18 protein-coding genes and 1 tRNA gene are annotated in these 16733 nt (G+C 53.3%); 9 read left to right on the top strand and 10 right to left on the bottom strand.

Annotated features, from left to right (window positions below; all coding sequences use genetic code 11):
* Positions 1-299: 299 nt before the first annotated feature.
* Together K1V27_RS00375 and K1V27_RS00380 are read right to left on the bottom strand one after the other, a co-directional pair.
* A complete protein-coding gene (locus K1V27_RS00375; RefSeq protein ID WP_258927541.1) occupies positions 300-1289 on the bottom strand; it encodes a GTP pyrophosphokinase in 990 nt (329 codons plus the stop codon).
* A complete protein-coding gene (locus K1V27_RS00380; protein WP_258927542.1) occupies positions 1286-2359 on the bottom strand; it encodes a nucleoid-associated protein in 1074 nt (357 codons plus the stop codon). The genes K1V27_RS00375 and K1V27_RS00380 overlap by 4 nt, the downstream gene beginning before the upstream one ends.
* 733 nt (positions 2360-3092) lie before the next feature.
* Between K1V27_RS00380 and K1V27_RS00385 the strand changes: the two genes are divergently transcribed.
* Entirely contained in the window at positions 3093-3635 is a 543-nt protein-coding gene (locus tag K1V27_RS00385) for an RNA 2'-phosphotransferase (protein ID WP_258927543.1), read from the top strand.
* Positions 3636-3734: 99 nt separating this feature from the next.
* Here K1V27_RS00385 and dinB read toward each other — a convergent pair whose 3' ends face one another.
* Positions 3735-4775, bottom strand: a complete 1041-nt coding sequence (dinB, locus tag K1V27_RS00390; RefSeq protein ID WP_258927544.1) for a DNA polymerase IV — start codon at positions 4773-4775, stop codon at positions 3735-3737.
* Positions 4776-4973: 198 nt separating this feature from the next.
* On the opposite strand from dinB, the gene K1V27_RS00395 reads away from it, so the two are divergent.
* A complete protein-coding gene (locus K1V27_RS00395; RefSeq protein ID WP_258927545.1) occupies positions 4974-5297 on the top strand; it encodes a helix-turn-helix domain-containing protein in 324 nt (107 codons plus the stop codon).
* 625 nt (positions 5298-5922) lie between these two features.
* Entirely contained in the window at positions 5923-6630 is a 708-nt protein-coding gene (locus K1V27_RS00400; protein WP_258927546.1) for a response regulator, read from the top strand.
* Here K1V27_RS00400 and K1V27_RS00405 read toward each other — a convergent pair.
* The gene (locus K1V27_RS00405) at positions 6606-7091 is read right to left on the bottom strand and encodes a helix-turn-helix domain-containing protein (RefSeq protein WP_258927547.1); all 486 of its coding nucleotides are present in this window, start codon (positions 7089-7091) and stop codon (positions 6606-6608) included. The two genes, K1V27_RS00400 and K1V27_RS00405, sit on opposite strands and share 25 nt — an antisense overlap.
* A gap of 274 nt (positions 7092-7365) precedes the next feature.
* On the opposite strand from K1V27_RS00405, the gene K1V27_RS00410 reads away from it, so the two are divergent.
* Together K1V27_RS00410 and K1V27_RS00415 are read left to right on the top strand one after the other, a co-directional pair.
* Complete coding sequence (locus tag K1V27_RS00410; protein WP_258927548.1) at positions 7366-7620, top strand: UPF0758 domain-containing protein; 255 nt, start codon at positions 7366-7368, stop codon at positions 7618-7620.
* 29 nt (positions 7621-7649) lie between these two features.
* Positions 7650-7919, top strand: a complete 270-nt coding sequence (locus K1V27_RS00415; RefSeq protein ID WP_258927549.1) for a JAB domain-containing protein — start codon at positions 7650-7652, stop codon at positions 7917-7919.
* 138 nt (positions 7920-8057) lie between these two features.
* Here K1V27_RS00415 and K1V27_RS00420 read toward each other — a convergent pair whose 3' ends face one another.
* Complete coding sequence (locus tag K1V27_RS00420) at positions 8058-8882, bottom strand: radical SAM protein (protein WP_258927550.1); 825 nt, start codon at positions 8880-8882, stop codon at positions 8058-8060.
* Between the two features lie 89 nt (positions 8883-8971).
* Between K1V27_RS00420 and K1V27_RS00425 the strand changes: the two genes are divergently transcribed.
* From K1V27_RS00425 to K1V27_RS00440, 4 genes are all read left to right on the top strand, one after another.
* On the top strand, positions 8972-9865 hold the full coding sequence (locus K1V27_RS00425; protein WP_258927551.1) for a DUF362 domain-containing protein: 894 nt from the start codon (positions 8972-8974) through the stop codon (positions 9863-9865).
* A 793-nt stretch (positions 9866-10658) separates the two neighbouring features.
* On the top strand, positions 10659-10871 hold the full coding sequence (locus K1V27_RS00430) for a hypothetical protein (protein ID WP_258927552.1): 213 nt from the start codon (positions 10659-10661) through the stop codon (positions 10869-10871).
* Between the two features lie 150 nt (positions 10872-11021).
* Positions 11022-11360: a helix-turn-helix domain-containing protein gene (locus K1V27_RS00435; RefSeq protein ID WP_258927553.1), complete on the top strand. Its 339-nt coding sequence runs from the start codon at positions 11022-11024 to the stop codon at positions 11358-11360.
* Entirely contained in the window at positions 11360-12553 is a 1194-nt protein-coding gene (locus K1V27_RS00440; protein ID WP_258927554.1) for a tyrosine-type recombinase/integrase, read from the top strand. Before K1V27_RS00435 ends, K1V27_RS00440 begins: the two co-directional genes overlap by 1 nt.
* 139 nt (positions 12554-12692) lie before the next feature.
* Here K1V27_RS00440 and K1V27_RS00445 read toward each other — a convergent pair.
* From K1V27_RS00445 to gap, 5 genes are all read right to left on the bottom strand, one after another.
* Positions 12693-12778 (bottom strand) — tRNA-Leu (locus tag K1V27_RS00445).
* 48 nt (positions 12779-12826) lie between these two features.
* On the bottom strand, positions 12827-13339 hold the full coding sequence (gene secG, locus K1V27_RS00450) for a preprotein translocase subunit SecG (protein ID WP_258927555.1): 513 nt from the start codon (positions 13337-13339) through the stop codon (positions 12827-12829).
* Between the two features lie 3 nt (positions 13340-13342).
* Positions 13343-14119: a triose-phosphate isomerase gene (gene tpiA / locus K1V27_RS00455; RefSeq protein WP_258927556.1), complete on the bottom strand. Its 777-nt coding sequence runs from the start codon at positions 14117-14119 to the stop codon at positions 13343-13345.
* Positions 14120-14315: 196 nt separating this feature from the next.
* Complete coding sequence (locus tag K1V27_RS00460) at positions 14316-15518, bottom strand: phosphoglycerate kinase (protein WP_258927557.1); 1203 nt, start codon at positions 15516-15518, stop codon at positions 14316-14318.
* 53 nt (positions 15519-15571) lie between these two features.
* On the bottom strand, positions 15572-16582 hold the full coding sequence (gap, locus tag K1V27_RS00465; RefSeq protein WP_258927558.1) for a type I glyceraldehyde-3-phosphate dehydrogenase: 1011 nt from the start codon (positions 16580-16582) through the stop codon (positions 15572-15574).
* Positions 16583-16733 lie beyond the last annotated feature (151 nt).

The raw sequence follows: 16733 nt of genomic DNA on the forward strand, positions 1-16733 counted from the left end.
CGTCTCAACACGCATCGGCTCATTGAATAGGGGGCCAGCTACGATGCATCCCTCACGTAATGGATCACTTGAGGTCGTCATTTATTCCTAAGCCTTCGTGTTGCCTTCAGTACAGCGATCATCCATATACGCCAATCCTAATTGGCGCCATTTGCTTGGCTAAATTATGGGCGAAAACGGAAGCTCCACCTCCTTCTAAATGATGTTGAAGCATATACGCTGTATACGTCTACTCTGTTGCTGTTGACATATACAAAGTTGACGTTGACAGTCTCAAACATCCCGGGAGTTGTGTGGAATCAGTCAGACTCATAGCTCTTGCCAAGATCTGAAAAGACCGATTCCAAGTCCCGTTCCCTGCTTCCAAGCGGCCAATGGCCTTTGGCGAATCTCTCTCGGGTGCCCACGAGATAGTAAACCAACAGGATAGTCGCGTGTCGGAACAAATTGTTTCGTTTCATTCGATCCTTTATTCGTTCGACAATGTGTTCCTTTTCGTCAAAGAACTGTTTCAGACGCCCCATTGTTGCATCATCAATCTGCCGTCTGTATGCGTCCACGATAAGCAAATCAGCCTTGTTGGCTCCAGTAGGCTGAGCGCTCAACACCTGAGCGTATAGTTCCCTTAGACCCGCTAGGAAGCCGGAGTCCTTGGGACTGACCTGCTTGATTTTCGCTTTCGCCTGAAGAAATAAATCGTCAGCCGTTTCTATCAGTGCCATGCTGCGAGCTATGAACCGTTTGACTATTGGGTCGGCGGCCACCTTAGGTTTATAGATGGCATCGTGGGTCAATTCGCTGTAGGCGTGCTGCATGAGTGTCCGGATTTGAACCTCGCACGGCGTTCCTAGCTCTATCGTGATTCCTTCGTGATCAATGGATTCCGCAGCGCGAACTATGAAGTGCACGGATTGATAATCGAAATGCTCAGGACGCGAGTTCCTCTCCTCCTCATAATCTCGATCTTTTACTGCCTTCCACCATGGAATGCTCTCAACCAACTCCACCACGGTTTGGATCTCATCTGTCAAGAGCACGACAAATCGAACACCGACCTTATCCGTCAGGTCGTCGTATGGATTCTCGTAGCCCTTGCGGATAAAAGCCTTCTCAATCGCCGATTCCAGTTCCTTCACTCGCGGTCGCACCGGCAGTTTCAGAAACACCTCAAGAGGCTGTTCCACAGCATCGTTCAGTTTGTCGCAAACAGCGCGCGCTACGAACTCACCCCAGGCCTGGAGCATGGGCTCATCTCTCTTAAATCGTTCGGTGAACACCGACTCGTTCATTCTTGTGCCTTTAACGTTCCCTGAACCCTCAGCAGCGTTGACAGGTCATCCCGGCCCTCGATTCGCACGAGCTCGCTGAAACGGTCCGCCGGGGCGCTAAGCAGGACATCGCTGCTGAATCGCACCTGGCGCCTCTTCAGCTTTCCTTTCAGGTAAGTGGTATCCTTCGCGAACGCATTCGTGGGCAATCCCTTCTCCCGCATGAACGTAACGTAGTCATCGTACAGATCCTCATCACCGGAGAGATACGATTGCGCGAACCCCACTACCGATAAGGCCGGGGCTTGATCCACCTTCAAGGTTGTGTATAAGGCGTCAAAGATATCCAGTTTGGCCTCCGGATCAAGATTTGATCCGGATATGAAGCGACGGGTATGCTCGTAGAAATCCTGGGTCAGCTTCTTACCCGAGGGAGAAAGCTCGAAGCCAAGCAAAGTCCTGTGAAAATACTGCGCCGCCGGCCGCGTCTCCGTGGCAGTCATCTTGTGATCGTATAGAAAGGCCATGAAGTCTTTCGCGCTGCGTCCGTTGTTTCCCACCTTTCCGTATCGTGTCTCAAGCAACATTCCTATCTTGTGGAATCTCTGGGCGGGTGTCAGCATCAAACTTGCCAAATATGCGAGCGTCAACTCCTGTCTCGATTCCCGTAAGTCAAAGCCATCATGCAGCTCCGCTTTCAAGGCCATGATGAAGCGCTGTCTTGTGGGGCCGGTTAAGCCGTTCATCACCGCCAATGCTCCACCTGGCAAGTCCCTGGTGGCCTGGGCTTCATTCAACTTGTCGGCAATTGTCCTCGATCTTTCAACGAAGGCTTCATCGTCATCATCCAGCAGTTGGGTGCCGAGATCAAAGAAACTTCTCGCACCAACCTGATCGATACTCATTTCCATACCGTGCGACCCGTGTCCCAACGCCTTCACCACCCTTTCCTCCAGTGTCATGAGCCCCTCTTCGTGAAGCTCAATCAGGCGATCACCGTATCGAGGCGGCACCGGCGTCTTATCGCGTCGCGGGAACACCTTGTGTAACACGACGCGTTGAATCGAGAAACCTTCCAAGAATGTCATCATGACCAACTCCTTAGGTAAGTACAATTATTATATACGATTTCTTCGGTTTCCATCCCCTCCAACTGATTCAGGTGATTAGTTCGATAGAGGATGTATATTGTCTTGGTCGCTCGGTTCCTCCGCCGTCAAATAAAGTAGCCAGTTGTGTAACTCGAATTACTACAATAACTGCCTTGATATTGGTGGGACTTTGAAATGCACCTCGGACTTCCTGAAACTGTTCGAGGCTCGAGTGTCAGAAACAGAAAAACTTGTTTAGACTCGGCTCTATTAGTTTCATCCTGCTGCGATCAGGTTAGCCTAACATATGGGGGAACTCTGCCCAAAACGCTGAAGACCTTCCGGTTATGTGTTTCCCAGTGCCTGATTTGATTCCAAACATGATTAAAGTCTTTTCTGCTTAACCAGAATGGCTGTTCGTACTGGCATGCATGTAACCAACCCCCCCCGGTTGTAAACCACGCAACGCACGGCATTTAAGAAACCCTTACACCTTTTGCTTTTAATCTTCAAGTGTTAGTAAGTAAGATGTAGTAAGCAAAATGTACTTTATTCATCGCGCCCGTTCTTCCCATGAACCCGGAATTCTGAATTCTCGAAAGGACGTTACTGAACTCGTTCAAACGAATCGAAGAGATACTGCTTAACCGACGAATATGCGGAAGAAATTGTATCCGAGCTGCTTTATGTGATCAAAGAGAAAGCCAGAATCGTCTGATAGACGGACTGACTCGTGGACAAGCACCTGATCAAACTCAGCAAATTCTTAAGCCTTGTGCTTCGGCATAAGCTGCGGAAGATCGGCCTTTCCCTTGATGAAGGCGGATGGGCCTCGGTTGACGAGCTTATCCAGAGGGCAAGGGAACATGGCGTGCCCCTCGACTTGGAGACTCTCCAGGAGGTCGTTGAGCAAAACGACAAGCAGCGATTCACCATTAGTGACGATGGCCGAAAGATCAGAGCCAACCAGGGTCATTCCATTCCCGTCGACTTGGGCCTGGAACCCATGCAACCCCCCGATCAGCTATACCATGGCACTTCATCAAGGTTTCTGGAGTCGATCAAGTTGCACGGAATTCGACGGCGAAAAAGGCACCACGTGCACCTTTCTCCCGATCGTGAAACCGCCTTCCGGGTCGGGCAGCGACACGGCTGGCCGGTTGTCCTCACCGTCCTGGCCGGCCGCATGCACCAAAGCGGATACCTCTTCTACCTCTCAGCTAATGGGGTGTGGCTGGTGAGCCAAGTCCCGCCTGAATTCATCGTGTTTCCTTGACCTCACTATGCTGAGGAATCAAGCCCGCCGCCGCGGAAGCAATGAGCCTAATTTGTAAGATCTTTGACGAGCTTGAAGAAAGTGCCCGCCACACGGCTGTTACCGATACTTCGCCCTAATCCTGAGCCCGCTCAACCTGATGCCAATCAACCGCACCCGTTTCTTGAATTCGAATCTTTCTAAGCAGCTCAAGGCCGTGCTCCGGATAATCCCGGCATCATCGATCGCTTCATTCAAGGTCTTTCCCCGCGTATGGGTCTTAAAGTCACTGAAGCGCACTTTAACGGTAACCGTTCTGGACTCGAATCCACCCTTTCGAATTTCCTCGACTACTTCATCTGTGAGATGGATTAGCGTCTCTGCCAGGATCTGTCGGTTACCAATGTCTTTTTCGAAAGTGGTTTCTCTGCTGCTCGATTTCGGAACCCAGTTGGTCACCAGCGGGCGGTCATCGATACCGCGCGATGCCTCGTAGAGATAGTTCCCATGCGAAGCCCCGAACTCACTTACAAGCACTTGGCGAGATGCGGAGGCAATCTCGCCGATGGTGCGAATACCCATGCGCTTGAGGCGCTCATCCGTTTTCGGTCCCACCCCATACAGCTTTTTTGCAGGAAGCGGCCAGATGCGGGCCGGGACGTCCTCCTGGGTGAGGATGGTCAGCCCGTCGGGCTTCTCAAGATCCGATGCAATCTTTGCAAGCAGCTTGTTGGGGGCAATGCCGATGGAGCAGGTGAGCCCCTGAGCCGACCATATCCGGTTTTTTATTCCTCGCGCGATGGCCTCCGATGGTTGCTCTACGCGGGTAATATCCAGATATGCTTCATCGATGCCGCCGTCTTCCATGATGGGACTGAATTCGTGAAGGATGCGTTTGATTTGCTCTGACACCCTTGAGTATTCCTTATAGTCCACCGGCAGAAAAACCGCTTGGGGGCAGAGCTTAAGGGCTGTCCTCAAAGGCATCGCCGAGTGGATGCCAAACTGCCGTGCCTCGTAAGAAGCCGTGGATACCACCCCTCTTTTGGTCGGATCGCCGCGGCCCCCAACCACTACGGGCTCTCCAATCAATTCAGGATGCCGTTTGAGCTCTATGGCCGCAAAGAAGGCGTCCATGTCGATGTGCAAGATACGTTGCATCGGATGAAATCTGTCCCCCGGGAAACCAAGTGCTTCTGTAGAAGCCTCCTCTCTCTCGCCCATCTCCACCCTTCAGCTCGCTGCTCAACACGAATGCCCTGCAGTGGGTAATATAGTACCTAATAATGCAGCAAAAAGAGTCATATGGCTGGTCCACCCCTTTTATTTTGACTCTATCCTAAAAAAATGGGGGATGGAATGGGGGAATCACAGGTCGCGTTCGGAAAACGCATCCGCAAGCTGAGAGAGCAGTTAGGACTCACCCAGACGCAGCTTGCCGAAAAGGCTAATCTTTCGGTCAAACATCTTGGAGAGTTCGAACGAGGTCGGGGAAATCCCACTTTCGCGACCATCGAAAATCTTGCGGAAGCGTTGCATGTCTCGCCTGTCGAAATGTTTGCCTACGACCAGGAACGTCTATCTGCCGAGGAAATTAGAACCGAGATCCATGAGATGATCGATACCATCGACGACGAGAGATGCCGGCTGGTGCATAAGCTGCTCAGGTCGCTGTTCAGATAGCCGGCGGCATTCATGATCGTCAGTTCGGGCGGATAATCGGAAAAAAGACATCCGCTTGGACCTCTCCGAAATCTTGAGGATCGGTATAATTCTAATTTCTGAAAAACTCGACAGGTCCGCTCGCCGCTCGATCGCAAAGTGAAAATACCATCTGGAAAATCCCCGGGAGCACACGCTTTCCTCTAATTTGGCGACTCGTGTTCGTCCCCCGCGCAAGTTTTCTCCTCCTATCTGTATAATGTTAATAGTGTTACCCAATGCATTTTTAGCAATGCCCCGGGGTCCACGAACAAGGCAGGACCGGCGGAATATCCCTGCCTGTTCTGAGCGATTCCAGTGGGGCGTCATCTCGAGGAGTCTTCTCCTTTAACGGGCGACGAGAAATCCTCGGGGCACTCGAAAGATTTATGTCCGGCGCTCAGAGCGCTTTCTCTGCCGCTCTTGTACCGTGGAATACTGAGTGCCGGATCGAAACGACCGAAGCTGAGCGGCATTCTTCCATACTTTTAAGAGCATGATTTAGGCGTGCGGATGGCCAGACCCTGGCACATTCTCAGATGGCGCCGCCTAAAACTTAAAACCTGAAACCTGAAACTTAAAACCTATACAAACAGGGGGGCCACGGATGACGACAGCAATACCTGTATTGATCGTTGACGACGAGGAGTCAATGCTCGACTCTCTGGGCATGTTTCTCGAGGACGAGGGGTACGAAGTCCATCTTGCCACTGACGGCGAGAAAGCCCTCGAGGCTTTCGGCACGGTCGAACCACGCGCCGTGGTGACGGATTTGCGCATGCCCCGGCTATCGGGAATTGACCTCATCCGCCACATTAGATCCAAAGACCCCTATGTTCCCGTTCTCATCATGACCGCCTACGGCTCCCTGGAAGGAGCGGTTGCCGCCATTCGGTTGAATGTTTCCGATTTCATCGAAAAGCCCATTGACCTCGATTACCTGAAAGGGGCCTTGCATCGAGCATGTAATAAGATGCGTGATACCAGTCGGATACGCTTTGAGGACAGCCAACTGCGCGAACAGCTGGCGCTTGTGCAAGGCCATCTGGAGAGATACGAAGAAAGGATGAGTGACCTGAGGTCGTTGGCATTGGCTATAAGAATATTGGCCGAAGTGGTGCGCAGAGCGGATAGCCGTCTGGCGCATCTGCCTTACCGACCTGAGATCCTGGAGATCGCACAACTTGGCGTCGAGGACCTCAAAGCGATGAAGGAAAAGGCACTCTACCTGGAGCAGACCATTCGTTCCATACTGAGGCGGGTTGGCGATTGCGCGGGTTTCCCCGATGATTATCTGGAAGGCGGGAATGATTGAAATGCGCTATTTTTTTCGCTCTTGTCGTCGTCGATCTGCACGTTCTCTATTCCCAGCTTCTCCAACATCGAATCCAGATAGTGGATCATCCTGTCCATTGCTTTCCATCGGATATGCATGGTGGTCTGGTATTCGATAAGGCCCTGGATCGCCTTTAACGCCAAAGGATCCATGTCCACCAGCTTTTCCACCACCTCGGCAAGGCAATCATTGCGGTCCAGCGCAGCCACGATGGGCTCAAACCGGGCAAGTTTGTCGCAACTTTTTAACCCTTGTCCGGTGAGAAGCCACCGGGGAGATATATCAAATTGTTCACATACACGAACGATAAACTCGGCGGTAGGAACGCGACCCCCCTGCACGTAGGCATGGACTGTAGTGTGAACAAATCCAAGCTTGCGTGCAAATTCCCGTATACTCATATCTCCTTGAATTTCTTTCAATCTGTTCGCGATTTGCATCACTTTTTCCTTCCAAGCTACAAACCCCACGGCACAGTGACCCGGCTGATCCTGTCACGTCTCAATGAAAATCCAGTGCCTTGTCGCTTGCTAATAATTTGTTGGCAGTATCAAAAAACCGGCCACCGGGTGCATCAAAATCCATCGTTGCCATCTTGTGTCACCAAAAACGTTGGGGGAAAGACCACATGACTGATCTCAAAAAAAGTGAAAAGGAACTAAACATCTTCAGAGGTTGTGGGAAAAGGGGACCAATGAAGTAAATCGACTGATCGTGCAGGTTCCGTTTGACGAGCATCCCCGGGAAAAGCTGCTGACCAGAGGGCCTGGTGCATTGTCTGATCTTGAGCTCATGGCGATCCTGCTCGGAAGCGGCACAAGCTCCAGTGACGTGTTTGCGTTGGCCGACCGTATGCTGACAGCCTTCAACCTGAAAGACACACATCTGGACGTAAACGAACTGCTAAAAATCGAAGGAGTCGGACCAGCCAGGGCAGCCGCGGTTGCTTATTCAAATAAGAACACCTGATTTGCATTTCCCTGAACGCCGCAAACGAAATGCTTGCCATCCGCACCGTAACGGTTGGCCTGGTCGACCGCGTCCACATTCATCCCCGCGAGGTATTTGCCAATCCGATCACTGATCGAGCCACAGCCATCATCATCGCGCACAACCATCCTTCCGGAAACGTGAAACCGAGCGAGGACGACAAGTTGGTCACCCAGGAGCTGAAAACCGCCGGCAAGATCCTGGGGATTCAACTGCTGGATCACATCATTTTCAACGACAAGGACCACTACAGCTTTCTCGAAAACGGTCGGCTCTGATTTTCAATTGCCGATGAATCTGCCTTTTGCAGTCATCCGATGACATCCGCCCAACGCCACTTGTTGTTCCATGTTCGCCGCAGTGTCTATTGTCAATGCCCACGAAGTGATAAAGGAGGCACGCGACCGGCGTCAGACTCAGATCTGCTCGGGTGGGATGCTGTCGGGGCGGTAGGCTGTGCGATAATTGATTCCGGCCTTCCTCAACCGCTTCTCGACACCCGGGTTGAAGAAGACCAGCTCTTCGATCTCGATTTCCTCCAGCTCCCGCGCTATTCGAGCAAGTCTTTTGCCAAGAGCATCTATGTTCTCCACTGACGAGAAGCTCACCATCACTGCCGCGTGACTGGCCACAACAGCCCGCATGAGATTCTCCAAGGCTTGCAGCTGCAAAGTGAAACCGGCGGGGTTTGCTCCGGTCAGCCGGGAGAATTCTTGCGCCGTGGTACCTTTCAAGCTCACTCTGACATATAGATTTTCATGCCTTGCGAGAGCCTCGGCATAGTGGTCGTCATAGCCGATCAGGATCCCGTTGGTCTCGAGGATAAACTCGAGCTCTTTCGGCATGAGATCGAGCACCTGGAGGAGATGCTCTTTTGCAAGAGTTGGCTCGCTTCCGCTGATCCTCACTTGCCGGAAGCCTTTCTTCGAAGCAATGCCGGTGAGCTTTCGAGCAACCTCCCGAGGGGAGTGGAATTTGCCGCTTTGGTGCGGGCGGGCCACGCTCTCGTACGACCAGCAGAATATGCACTGAAGACAGCAGCCCACGCAGTCCGCCGTGGCAATGCCTCCATAGAACCTGGCCGGCCTGAAGCGCGAATACCTCCTCTCGTCTCCCCGGCAAACGATCCTTGCCGTCTCCATTGCTCTCTTCACGGGATCGAACATAGTATCCCCAACTCCCAATAAATAATAATCGTAAACAGAGGGTGACTCAAAAAGCCCCTTATGATAACTTGCCATTGACGGCGGATCCAATAGTCTCGGGCTGAGCATCCAATCGATGGATTCACCCACGGACAAAGCTTCAGCCGGCCAAGGAGGAGAGAACAATGAGTCGAGTCGCTCTGGTGAGGACCACCCATCGCGAACATGGCGTCAAGGCTTCTATCGCCGCTTTGCAGGTAAATCCGGTGAAAGGAAAAGAGGTCCTGATCAAGCCCAACTTCAATACCGCGGACCGCTGTCCGGGCTCGACTCACAACGACACACTGCTGGCTTTGGTGGACGAGCTCTGGGCGATGGGCGCCAAATCCATCAGCCTGGGAGAGCGCAGCTATCCTCTGACCGCCGAGGTCATGCAGAAAAAAGGGGTTGTTCCCCTTCTGCGGGAAAGAGGCGTTGAGATTATCGATTTTGATCACCTCGCAAAGTCCGACTGGATCGGGTTCCGGCCCAAAGACAGTCACTGGCCCAATGGATTTCGGATCGCGCGTCCCATCCTTGAAACCGAGTGCCTGGTTTCCACCTGCTGCCTCAAGACCCACCAATACGGCGGCACCTTCACTATGTCACTCAAGCTGCACGTAGGGGTGGTTCCGACGTCTCGCCACGGCTTCAACTACATGAGCGAACTGCACAGTTCCCCTCACCAGAGAAAGATGATCGCCGAGATCAACGCCCCGTTCCAACCGAAGCTGATCGTACTGGACGGAATCGATGCCTTCGTTGACGGCGGTCCGATGACAGGCACCCGGGCCAAGGGCGACCTGTTCCTGGCCTCGACCGATCGGGTGGCCATTGACGCGACGGGAGTGGCGGTCCTGAAGGTATTAGGCAGCAATCCGGCCATCATGAACCGTAAAACATTCGACCAGGAGCAGATCGCTCGAGCCGTCGAACTCGGCCTGGGAACAGCATCCCCCGCTGAAATCGAGCTGTTTTCACCGGATGAGGAAAGCGAAGAATTTTGCGCGATGGTTCGCGAGATGCTGAGCAAAGGCTAGGGCAGTCGTTGGCCTTGGTCAGGTTCCATCAATCCCAGTGTGCTTGCACGCATTAATGCATTAATCCCATTCCGCAACTTCCGGCCGCCCCTGTCGGGCGTTCTAACCCGGACAGGCTCCATAGAAATCGAATTGCATCGAGCCCTGCTCCCGGCCGCCGAATCCTCTAGGGGGCAGGTCACAGCCTCTCGTCAGGCAACAGCAAATATAGGCTGTTTAAGTCCTTTCCTTAGGTGCATTGTACTTCGAAGGCAGCCCGCGTTTTTTCTCGGTTGGATCGGCATAAATGATGCGCTCGCGCCTCGCTCTGCCTTTCCTTTCGCCCTTGCTCCGGAGTCCGCTCCACAATGACTCCTTAGGGTCGTTTGCGTACTTTCTCATCAATTTTCTGACTGATACATCAAAATAATGCTTGACATCTGACTCATACGTCAAATAGCCTGAAGACAATGCCCACTTAGACAACGCTGTGAAAACAATCGACCCGCGTAACGCGGTAAATGAAATGATTCCAAAATGCTTTGGCTGCCAGTCCCTTCGAAACAGCCAGAATCTCTGGTCGGAATCAGCGGCAGTAATCAATCAAGGAAACAAGCCGCCCCGAGTTGGGCGGAGCCTGTCCAACTGAAGGTCGAATTGAGCCAATTTGCGTTGCTCAAGTCTCTCTTTTCTATCGGCCACATAACATCAGGGGCTTTGCAAGACTTTGTGTATGAATTTTTCAATCTGTTCTGCCACCCGATTGCTTTTATTGAGTGAGGCAGCGGCAAGCGATACAAAATGAGGTGTGATTATGTGTGAAGCAGAGAACAGGGCGAAAGAGACGAACACACAGCAGCAAATCCGCGATACATACCGCCTCATCGAGGAGTGGTGTGCAAAGAATCCGGGTACGGGGTCCGCTCTTGGCCTCATGCGTCTCGTCCTCTCCCTCTATAACGGCAGGACCTGGTCGTTCTCAGTCCCCGTGTGCATTTGGGACTTGGACGGCGCCCGCGCCGAGTGAGCGAAGACAATCATCATCGATTACCTCAATCGCGGAGAAAGCGACGAACTGCTCGATCTGGGGCGCAAGTTCGCAGCGTTGATCAATTCTCTTCCATCCCCTGCAAGTCACCCGCCCCGCCCGCCAGCCACCACGGATTCATCCACCTAGATGACATCTGCCGATTTCACCGGTTTGCTGTGGTTACACAAGAACAGAGACTGGATTTCGGCAAAGAAAGCTATGCAACAACCTAAACCGAAGATGCAGACAGTCGTAACACCGCGCTATGCCAAAGGATACAATGAGCTTGGCAGCTACCTTGGAGGTGTGACGGAAAACACCTTGCGCAAATGGGTAAGAATGGGTATGCCTGTTTATATGGTTGACGGTGTAAGGCTGTTTAAGCTGTCTAGCATCGATGCGTGGCTTGAGCAGTATTTGGCTGGAAGCACCTCCGAGGCGGATGGCATCCGACTGGATGACATCTTGAAGGAGGTGAATGGGTAATGAGCAAAGAAGATGTTTACCCGGTAATTCAAGGAACTACAGGTCCGATCTGGAAAATAGCAAAGGGGGTGAGAGTCAGAAAAAGCGTTGACGGGACCTTTGAGGTTGAGGTTCCTGAAACCAAAAACGGAAAAACGATCAGAAGAAGAAGGCGAGTTCAGACTCTGGATAGAGCGATCAACGCAGCGGAGCTTTTCGCACTAAAATCAAAACTCGAGCTATATCGAAAGGGGGAAGACAAAGAGCCCCAAAAAATGTACACATTCGAGAATGCCGCCGAAAGATGGTTCGAGATAAACGAGCATAACTGGAGCGACTCGACACAAGAAAGATATCGCGGACTTTTGAGGCAGCACATCTATCCGGTTATCGGCGGTATGCCGATCATCGATACTCCTCATGCCGAGTGGAGAGAGAAGATCAAAATCATGCTGGTCGAATTCCGCAAGATCCAAAGTCCCAAATCGGCCGAGGTCATGCACGCTGTCGTTTCCGGGGTATTTACGGAAGAGATCGACAGCGGTAGGATTCCGAGCCGCATGAACCCAGCCCACGGCCTTCTGAAGCGGGTACTCCCGCCAAAGAAGAGGCGCAACATCTCCAAGCCCGATCCGTTCGCTCCGGAGGACCGGGATTCTGTTGTCGAGGCGGCATGGAAAGAGTGTCGAAAGGATGTGGCCATGGTGGTCGAAGCGCTGGCCTTCTCCGGCATGCGACTCGGCGAGGGTCTGGCGATGCACATTGAGAAGTTGGACATCAAGAATTGCCAATACGATGTTTCGGAGAAAGTAAGGCACGGCAAGTATGGCCCGCCGAAATCCGGCGAGGAGAGGCTCATCGATCTACCGGAGAGCCTTATCATAAAGCTGCAGGCTCACATCAGACGGCTCAAGGAAAAGATGTTTGCTGAAGGCAAGCCGGTTGGGTACCTTTTCCCCGGGCTAACCGAGGGCATAGTTCAGAGATCACTCAAGAGAGCGTGCCTGGCAGCCAGGGTAAGATCGAGAACCCCGCACGACTTGCGGCACACCTATGCGGTTACACTGATCATGGCAGGAGAATCGCCGGAGTATGTGAGAAAGCAACTGGGCCACTCGTCCATCTCCATCACAGTGGATACCTACGGCAAATGGATGCCCAATGTGAAAAACAGAAACCTGGACGAATCACTGAGAACCAAGGAGAGATCATGATTTCGAAGCTGCTTGACGGATTTTCGTCAAGCCGTCAAGGTAGGGTTTTCACGGTTTCGCAGCCCCGCTCAACCTCTCACCTTGACGAAATCTTGACCGATTTGACTTTTGGCACGCTAAGTAGTTGATTTCATTGATATGGTGCCGAAGGCCGGACTCGAACCGGCACGGGTCTCCCCACCACCCCCTCAAGATGGCGTGTCTACCAAGTTCCACCACTTCGGCAATTGGAAGGCCATTATATTCAAATAATCCCTTTTGGCAAGCTTCGAGTTACTGTTTGGCCGCACTCGCGGGAGCTTTTTGCGGCTCAGGTGCACTCCCCGGCTGAGCCGGGGAAGCGGCGGGCGGCTGCGCGCTGCCGGCGACGGCCGGCTGATTTGTCGGGCCTTGTGCCGGAGCAGTGGAAGTCGCCGTTTGCCCTGCTTCAGAGGGTGCTTTAGAACTTTGTTGCGCCGGCGCCGGCTGAGCCGTAGTGGGCTGTACCGGTTTGGCTTCAGGCAACGCCGGCCCCTGCGGCTTCTCGACGGGAACATTTTCCATGATGGACTTGGTGGACGGCCCCCCCGACAAGTAGGTGAGCCCCAGGCAGGTCAACATGAAGATGACCGCCGCCGCGGTGGTCAACTTGCCGAAGAAAGTTCCACCGCCGCTGCCTCCAAAAAGGGTTTGAGACGCACCGCCGAAGGCCGCGCCGATTTCTGCGCCTTTTCCCGTCTGCAGCAAGACAATGAGAATCAGGGCCAGACATGCCAAAACGTGTATAGAAACCACAACCACATACATGAGCTAGTTTTTTCCTCCAGCAACTTGATAATGGACAATGCGCTTGAATGATGCCACTTCGAGGCTTGCTCCACCCACCAGCAGTCCGTCGATATCCGGCCGGGCCATGAGCGCATCCACATTGTCCGGTTTAACCGAACCTCCATACAATATTCTCACGGCGTTTGCAACCCCTTTATCAAACATAGCAGCCAGCTGCTTCCGAATGAACCCGTGCGCCTCCTGCGCCGTCTCAGGGGTCGCCGTCTTGCCCGTGCCAATGGCCCAAACCGGCTCGTAGGCGACCACCAGCTGTTCGGCCAAGGCCGGAGTCAGTCCCGTGACGGCTTGTTTGAGCTGATCCTCCAGAACCTGCAGCGTTTTTCCCGCTTCCCGTTCCTCCAGCACTTCACCGATGCAAAGAACGGGTGTGATCTTATGTTTGAAGGCGGCATTCACCTTCCTGCGGATCATGTCATCGGTTTCCCCGAAGATATGCCGCCTTTCCGAATGGCCGACAAGCACGTAGTCACATCCGGCATCTTTCAGCATGCCGCAGGATATTTCTCCCGTATAGGCGCCCTGCTCTTCCCAGTGGCAATTCTGTGCTCCCAGTTTGAAGTCGTTGCGCTCCATGACAATGCGCACAGCGGGGAGCGCGGTAAACGGCGGAGCAAGGAGAACTTCACGGTCGTCGAAGACGCCCGCTTCCTGCTGCAGTTGTTTGACGTATACGACGGCATCGTGGACCAGTTTGTGCATTTTCCAGTTGGCCGCAATCAGAGTTTTTCTCGGTTTCATAAGTGTTACTCCAAAGCTTCCGTCAACAACGCCCGTTAAGGCGCAGAATTTCTGTTTAACATGCTATTCTGACGGGTTGAAGCGTCGCACACTTAGCGCAGCTTTTCAACCCAGCCTATGCAGTTATGCGGCATTTTTGCCGACATGACGGGCTCGATGCAGCGTCGGAGAGGGGCTTCCAAGCCTGCCTGCCTTGTCATCTGCCCTGGGTGCGCTTTTGGCACTCTTCCAGCGCCGCAATTCCAGGCAGGGTCCTGCCTTCAAGCATTTCCAAAAACGCTCCGCCACCGGTGGAAACATAGCTCACCCTATCGGCAACCCGGGCCTCTTTCACGGCCGCGGCCGAATCCCCTCCACCGACGACAGTGAGCGCATCCAGCTTGCCCAGAAATTCCGCCAGGGCAAAAGTGCCCCTATGAAACGGAGGGGTCTCAAAAGCCCCGAGCGGACCATTCCAGACGACGGTTGCACAATTTTGCAGCACGGATTCAAAAACTCTTATGGTCTCGCTTCCCACATCGAGCATTTTGTCGTTCGCAGGAATCGTATCGACCGAGACTTCCCGCACGTCGTCAGTGCTGTCGAGCCCTGGGGCTACCACCGCATCGACGGGAAGATAGACTTGAACTCCCCTGTTATCCGCCGCCTCCAAAAGTCGCTTTGCCGTTTCTACATGGTCGTCTTCCACCAGAGACTTACCCACGCCTTTGCCCTGCGCCTTGAGAAAGGTGTTGGCCATGGCGCCGCCAATGAGCAGGTAGTCAACCTTTCCCATGAGGTGTCGCAGCACTCCGATTTTAGTCGAAACCTTGGCGCCGCCGATGACCATGGCCACAGGTCGCCTGGGTTTCTCCATGGCCTGCCGATAGTACTCGATTTCTTTTTCCAGCTGATAGCCGGCAACACAGACGGCCACGAACCGGGTGATCCCATGTACCGAAGCATGTGCCCGGTGGGAAACGGCAAACGCGTCATTCACATAGACATCGGCCAACTGTGCGAGCTGTCGGGAAAAACTATCGTCGTTCTTTTCTTCGCCCGAGTGGAAGCGGAGGTTCTCCAGCAGCAGGAGCTCCCCATCTTGCAGTTGGTTCACCTGCCGCTCGATATTCTCTCCCACGCAGTCCGGTGCCAACGGCACTTGCCGGTGTAAAAGTCCGGACAGATATGCTGCAACGGGTCCCAAGGAGAATTCTGCCACCACTTTTCCCTTGGGACGGCCCAGATGCGAAGCCAGGATGACTTTGCCTCCCCCTTCCAACACTTTGTTGACAGTCGGCAGAACAGCCCGGATTCTCAAGTCGTCCGTGACCTGTCGTGCCCTGTCCAATGGCACGTTGAAGTCAACCCGTATGAACACTCGTTTTCCAGCAACATCCACATCGTTCAGTGTTCTCATGCCGCGGTCTCCTTTGGATTTCGGATTACCCACTCGGAATTGCGAAACCGAACTTATTCCAACAGGTTGCCCACAATCACGGCCAGATCGGCGACTCTATTGGAATAGCCATATTCGTTGTCATACCAGCTGAGTACCTTGACCATGCGCTTATCGATGACATTGGTCAAGGCCGCATCCACACTGGATGAAAAGGCGGTGTGGTTGAAATCCACAGAAACAAGCTCCTCGGTAACATACTGTAAGATTCCCTTGAGCGGACCGTTGGCGGCATCTTCCAGCACCTTGTTGACTTCTTCACGGGTGGTGTCGCGCCCCAGCCGGCAGACCAGATCGACCAGAGACACATTGGGAGTGGGCACTCGAACAGCCATTCCGTCAAGCTTGCCTTTCAGCTCCGGAATAACTTCGGCGACCGCTCGGGCGGCCCCGGTAGTGGTCGGAATCATCGACATGGCGGCCGCTCGCGAACGGCGCCTGTCTTTGTGCAAGCTGTCGAGTATGCGCTGGTCCATGGTGTAGGAGTGAATGGTGGTCATAAGACCGTGCTCGATGACGAATCGATCGTGCAGCAGACTCGCAATGGGAGCGAGGCAGTTGGTAGTGCAGGAAGCATTCGAGATGATATGATGCTGCCGCGGGTCGTAAGAGCCTTCATTGACACCGATCACAAAGGTGGCATCCATGCCTTTACCGGGCGCGGTAACGACCACTTTGTGAGCGCCCGAGCTGATGTGCTTCTGACACGAATCTCGATCTCTGTAGCGCCCGCTTGCTTCCAACACAATTTGGACCTTCAGTTCATGCCACGGCGCCTGGCCGGGGTCGGAAACTTTAGTGCATTTGTAGGTTTTTCCATCCACAACGATTTCATCTTCGGTCGCCGAGATTTCATGCGGCCACACCCCATGAACGGAATCATACTTGAGCAAGTAGGCCAGTTCCTCTGGCGAAGCCAAATCATTTAACGCCACCACTTCCAGCGGAAGCTTCCGATCCAGAATTGCCTTGAAAATTGTACGTCCTATTCTGCCAAAACCGTTAATCGCCACTCGACTCGCCATGTGATTCTCCTTTTGATTCCTTTTTCAGTTATCAGCACCGACCCGTCTGATGCCCATGGACCATGTAAACACTAAAGGCTCTCTACCGCCTGTCAAGCCCACCTGTTGCGATCCGCAAGGGAGGTCCGATCGTTCCACAGTCGGTTTCGTA

The sequence above is a fragment of the Desulfoferrobacter suflitae genome (assembly GCF_022603395.1).
Lineage (GTDB): Bacteria > Desulfobacterota > Syntrophobacteria > Syntrophobacterales > Syntrophobacteraceae > Desulfoferrobacter > Desulfoferrobacter suflitae.

Excerpts from the sequence above, each read along its gene's own strand:
- K1V27_RS00375 (WP_258927541.1), bottom strand. The coding sequence starts at position 1,289 with ATGAACGAGTCGGTGTTCACCGAACGATTTAAGAGAGATGAGCCCATG.
- K1V27_RS00380 (WP_258927542.1), bottom strand. The coding sequence starts at position 2,359 with ATGATGACATTCTTGGAAGGTTTCTCGATTCAACGCGTCGTGTTACAC.
- dinB (WP_258927544.1), bottom strand. The coding sequence starts at position 4,775 with ATGCAACGTATCTTGCACATCGACATGGACGCCTTCTTTGCGGCCATA.
- K1V27_RS00395 (WP_258927545.1), top strand. The coding sequence starts at position 4,974 with ATGGGGGAATCACAGGTCGCGTTCGGAAAACGCATCCGCAAGCTGAGA.
- K1V27_RS00400 (WP_258927546.1), top strand. The coding sequence starts at position 5,923 with ATGACGACAGCAATACCTGTATTGATCGTTGACGACGAGGAGTCAATG.
- K1V27_RS00405 (WP_258927547.1), bottom strand. The coding sequence starts at position 7,091 with ATGCAAATCGCGAACAGATTGAAAGAAATTCAAGGAGATATGAGTATA.
- K1V27_RS00415 (WP_258927549.1), top strand. The coding sequence starts at position 7,650 with ATGCTTGCCATCCGCACCGTAACGGTTGGCCTGGTCGACCGCGTCCAC.
- K1V27_RS00420 (WP_258927550.1), bottom strand. The coding sequence starts at position 8,882 with ATGGCAAGTTATCATAAGGGGCTTTTTGAGTCACCCTCTGTTTACGAT.
- K1V27_RS00425 (WP_258927551.1), top strand. The coding sequence starts at position 8,972 with ATGAGTCGAGTCGCTCTGGTGAGGACCACCCATCGCGAACATGGCGTC.
- K1V27_RS00430 (WP_258927552.1), top strand. The coding sequence starts at position 10,659 with ATGTGTGAAGCAGAGAACAGGGCGAAAGAGACGAACACACAGCAGCAA.
- K1V27_RS00435 (WP_258927553.1), top strand. The coding sequence starts at position 11,022 with ATGACATCTGCCGATTTCACCGGTTTGCTGTGGTTACACAAGAACAGA.
- K1V27_RS00440 (WP_258927554.1), top strand. The coding sequence starts at position 11,360 with ATGAGCAAAGAAGATGTTTACCCGGTAATTCAAGGAACTACAGGTCCG.
- secG (WP_258927555.1), bottom strand. The coding sequence starts at position 13,339 with ATGTATGTGGTTGTGGTTTCTATACACGTTTTGGCATGTCTGGCCCTG.
- tpiA (WP_258927556.1), bottom strand. The coding sequence starts at position 14,119 with ATGAAACCGAGAAAAACTCTGATTGCGGCCAACTGGAAAATGCACAAA.
- K1V27_RS00460 (WP_258927557.1), bottom strand. The coding sequence starts at position 15,518 with ATGAGAACACTGAACGATGTGGATGTTGCTGGAAAACGAGTGTTCATA.
- gap (WP_258927558.1), bottom strand. The coding sequence starts at position 16,582 with ATGGCGAGTCGAGTGGCGATTAACGGTTTTGGCAGAATAGGACGTACA.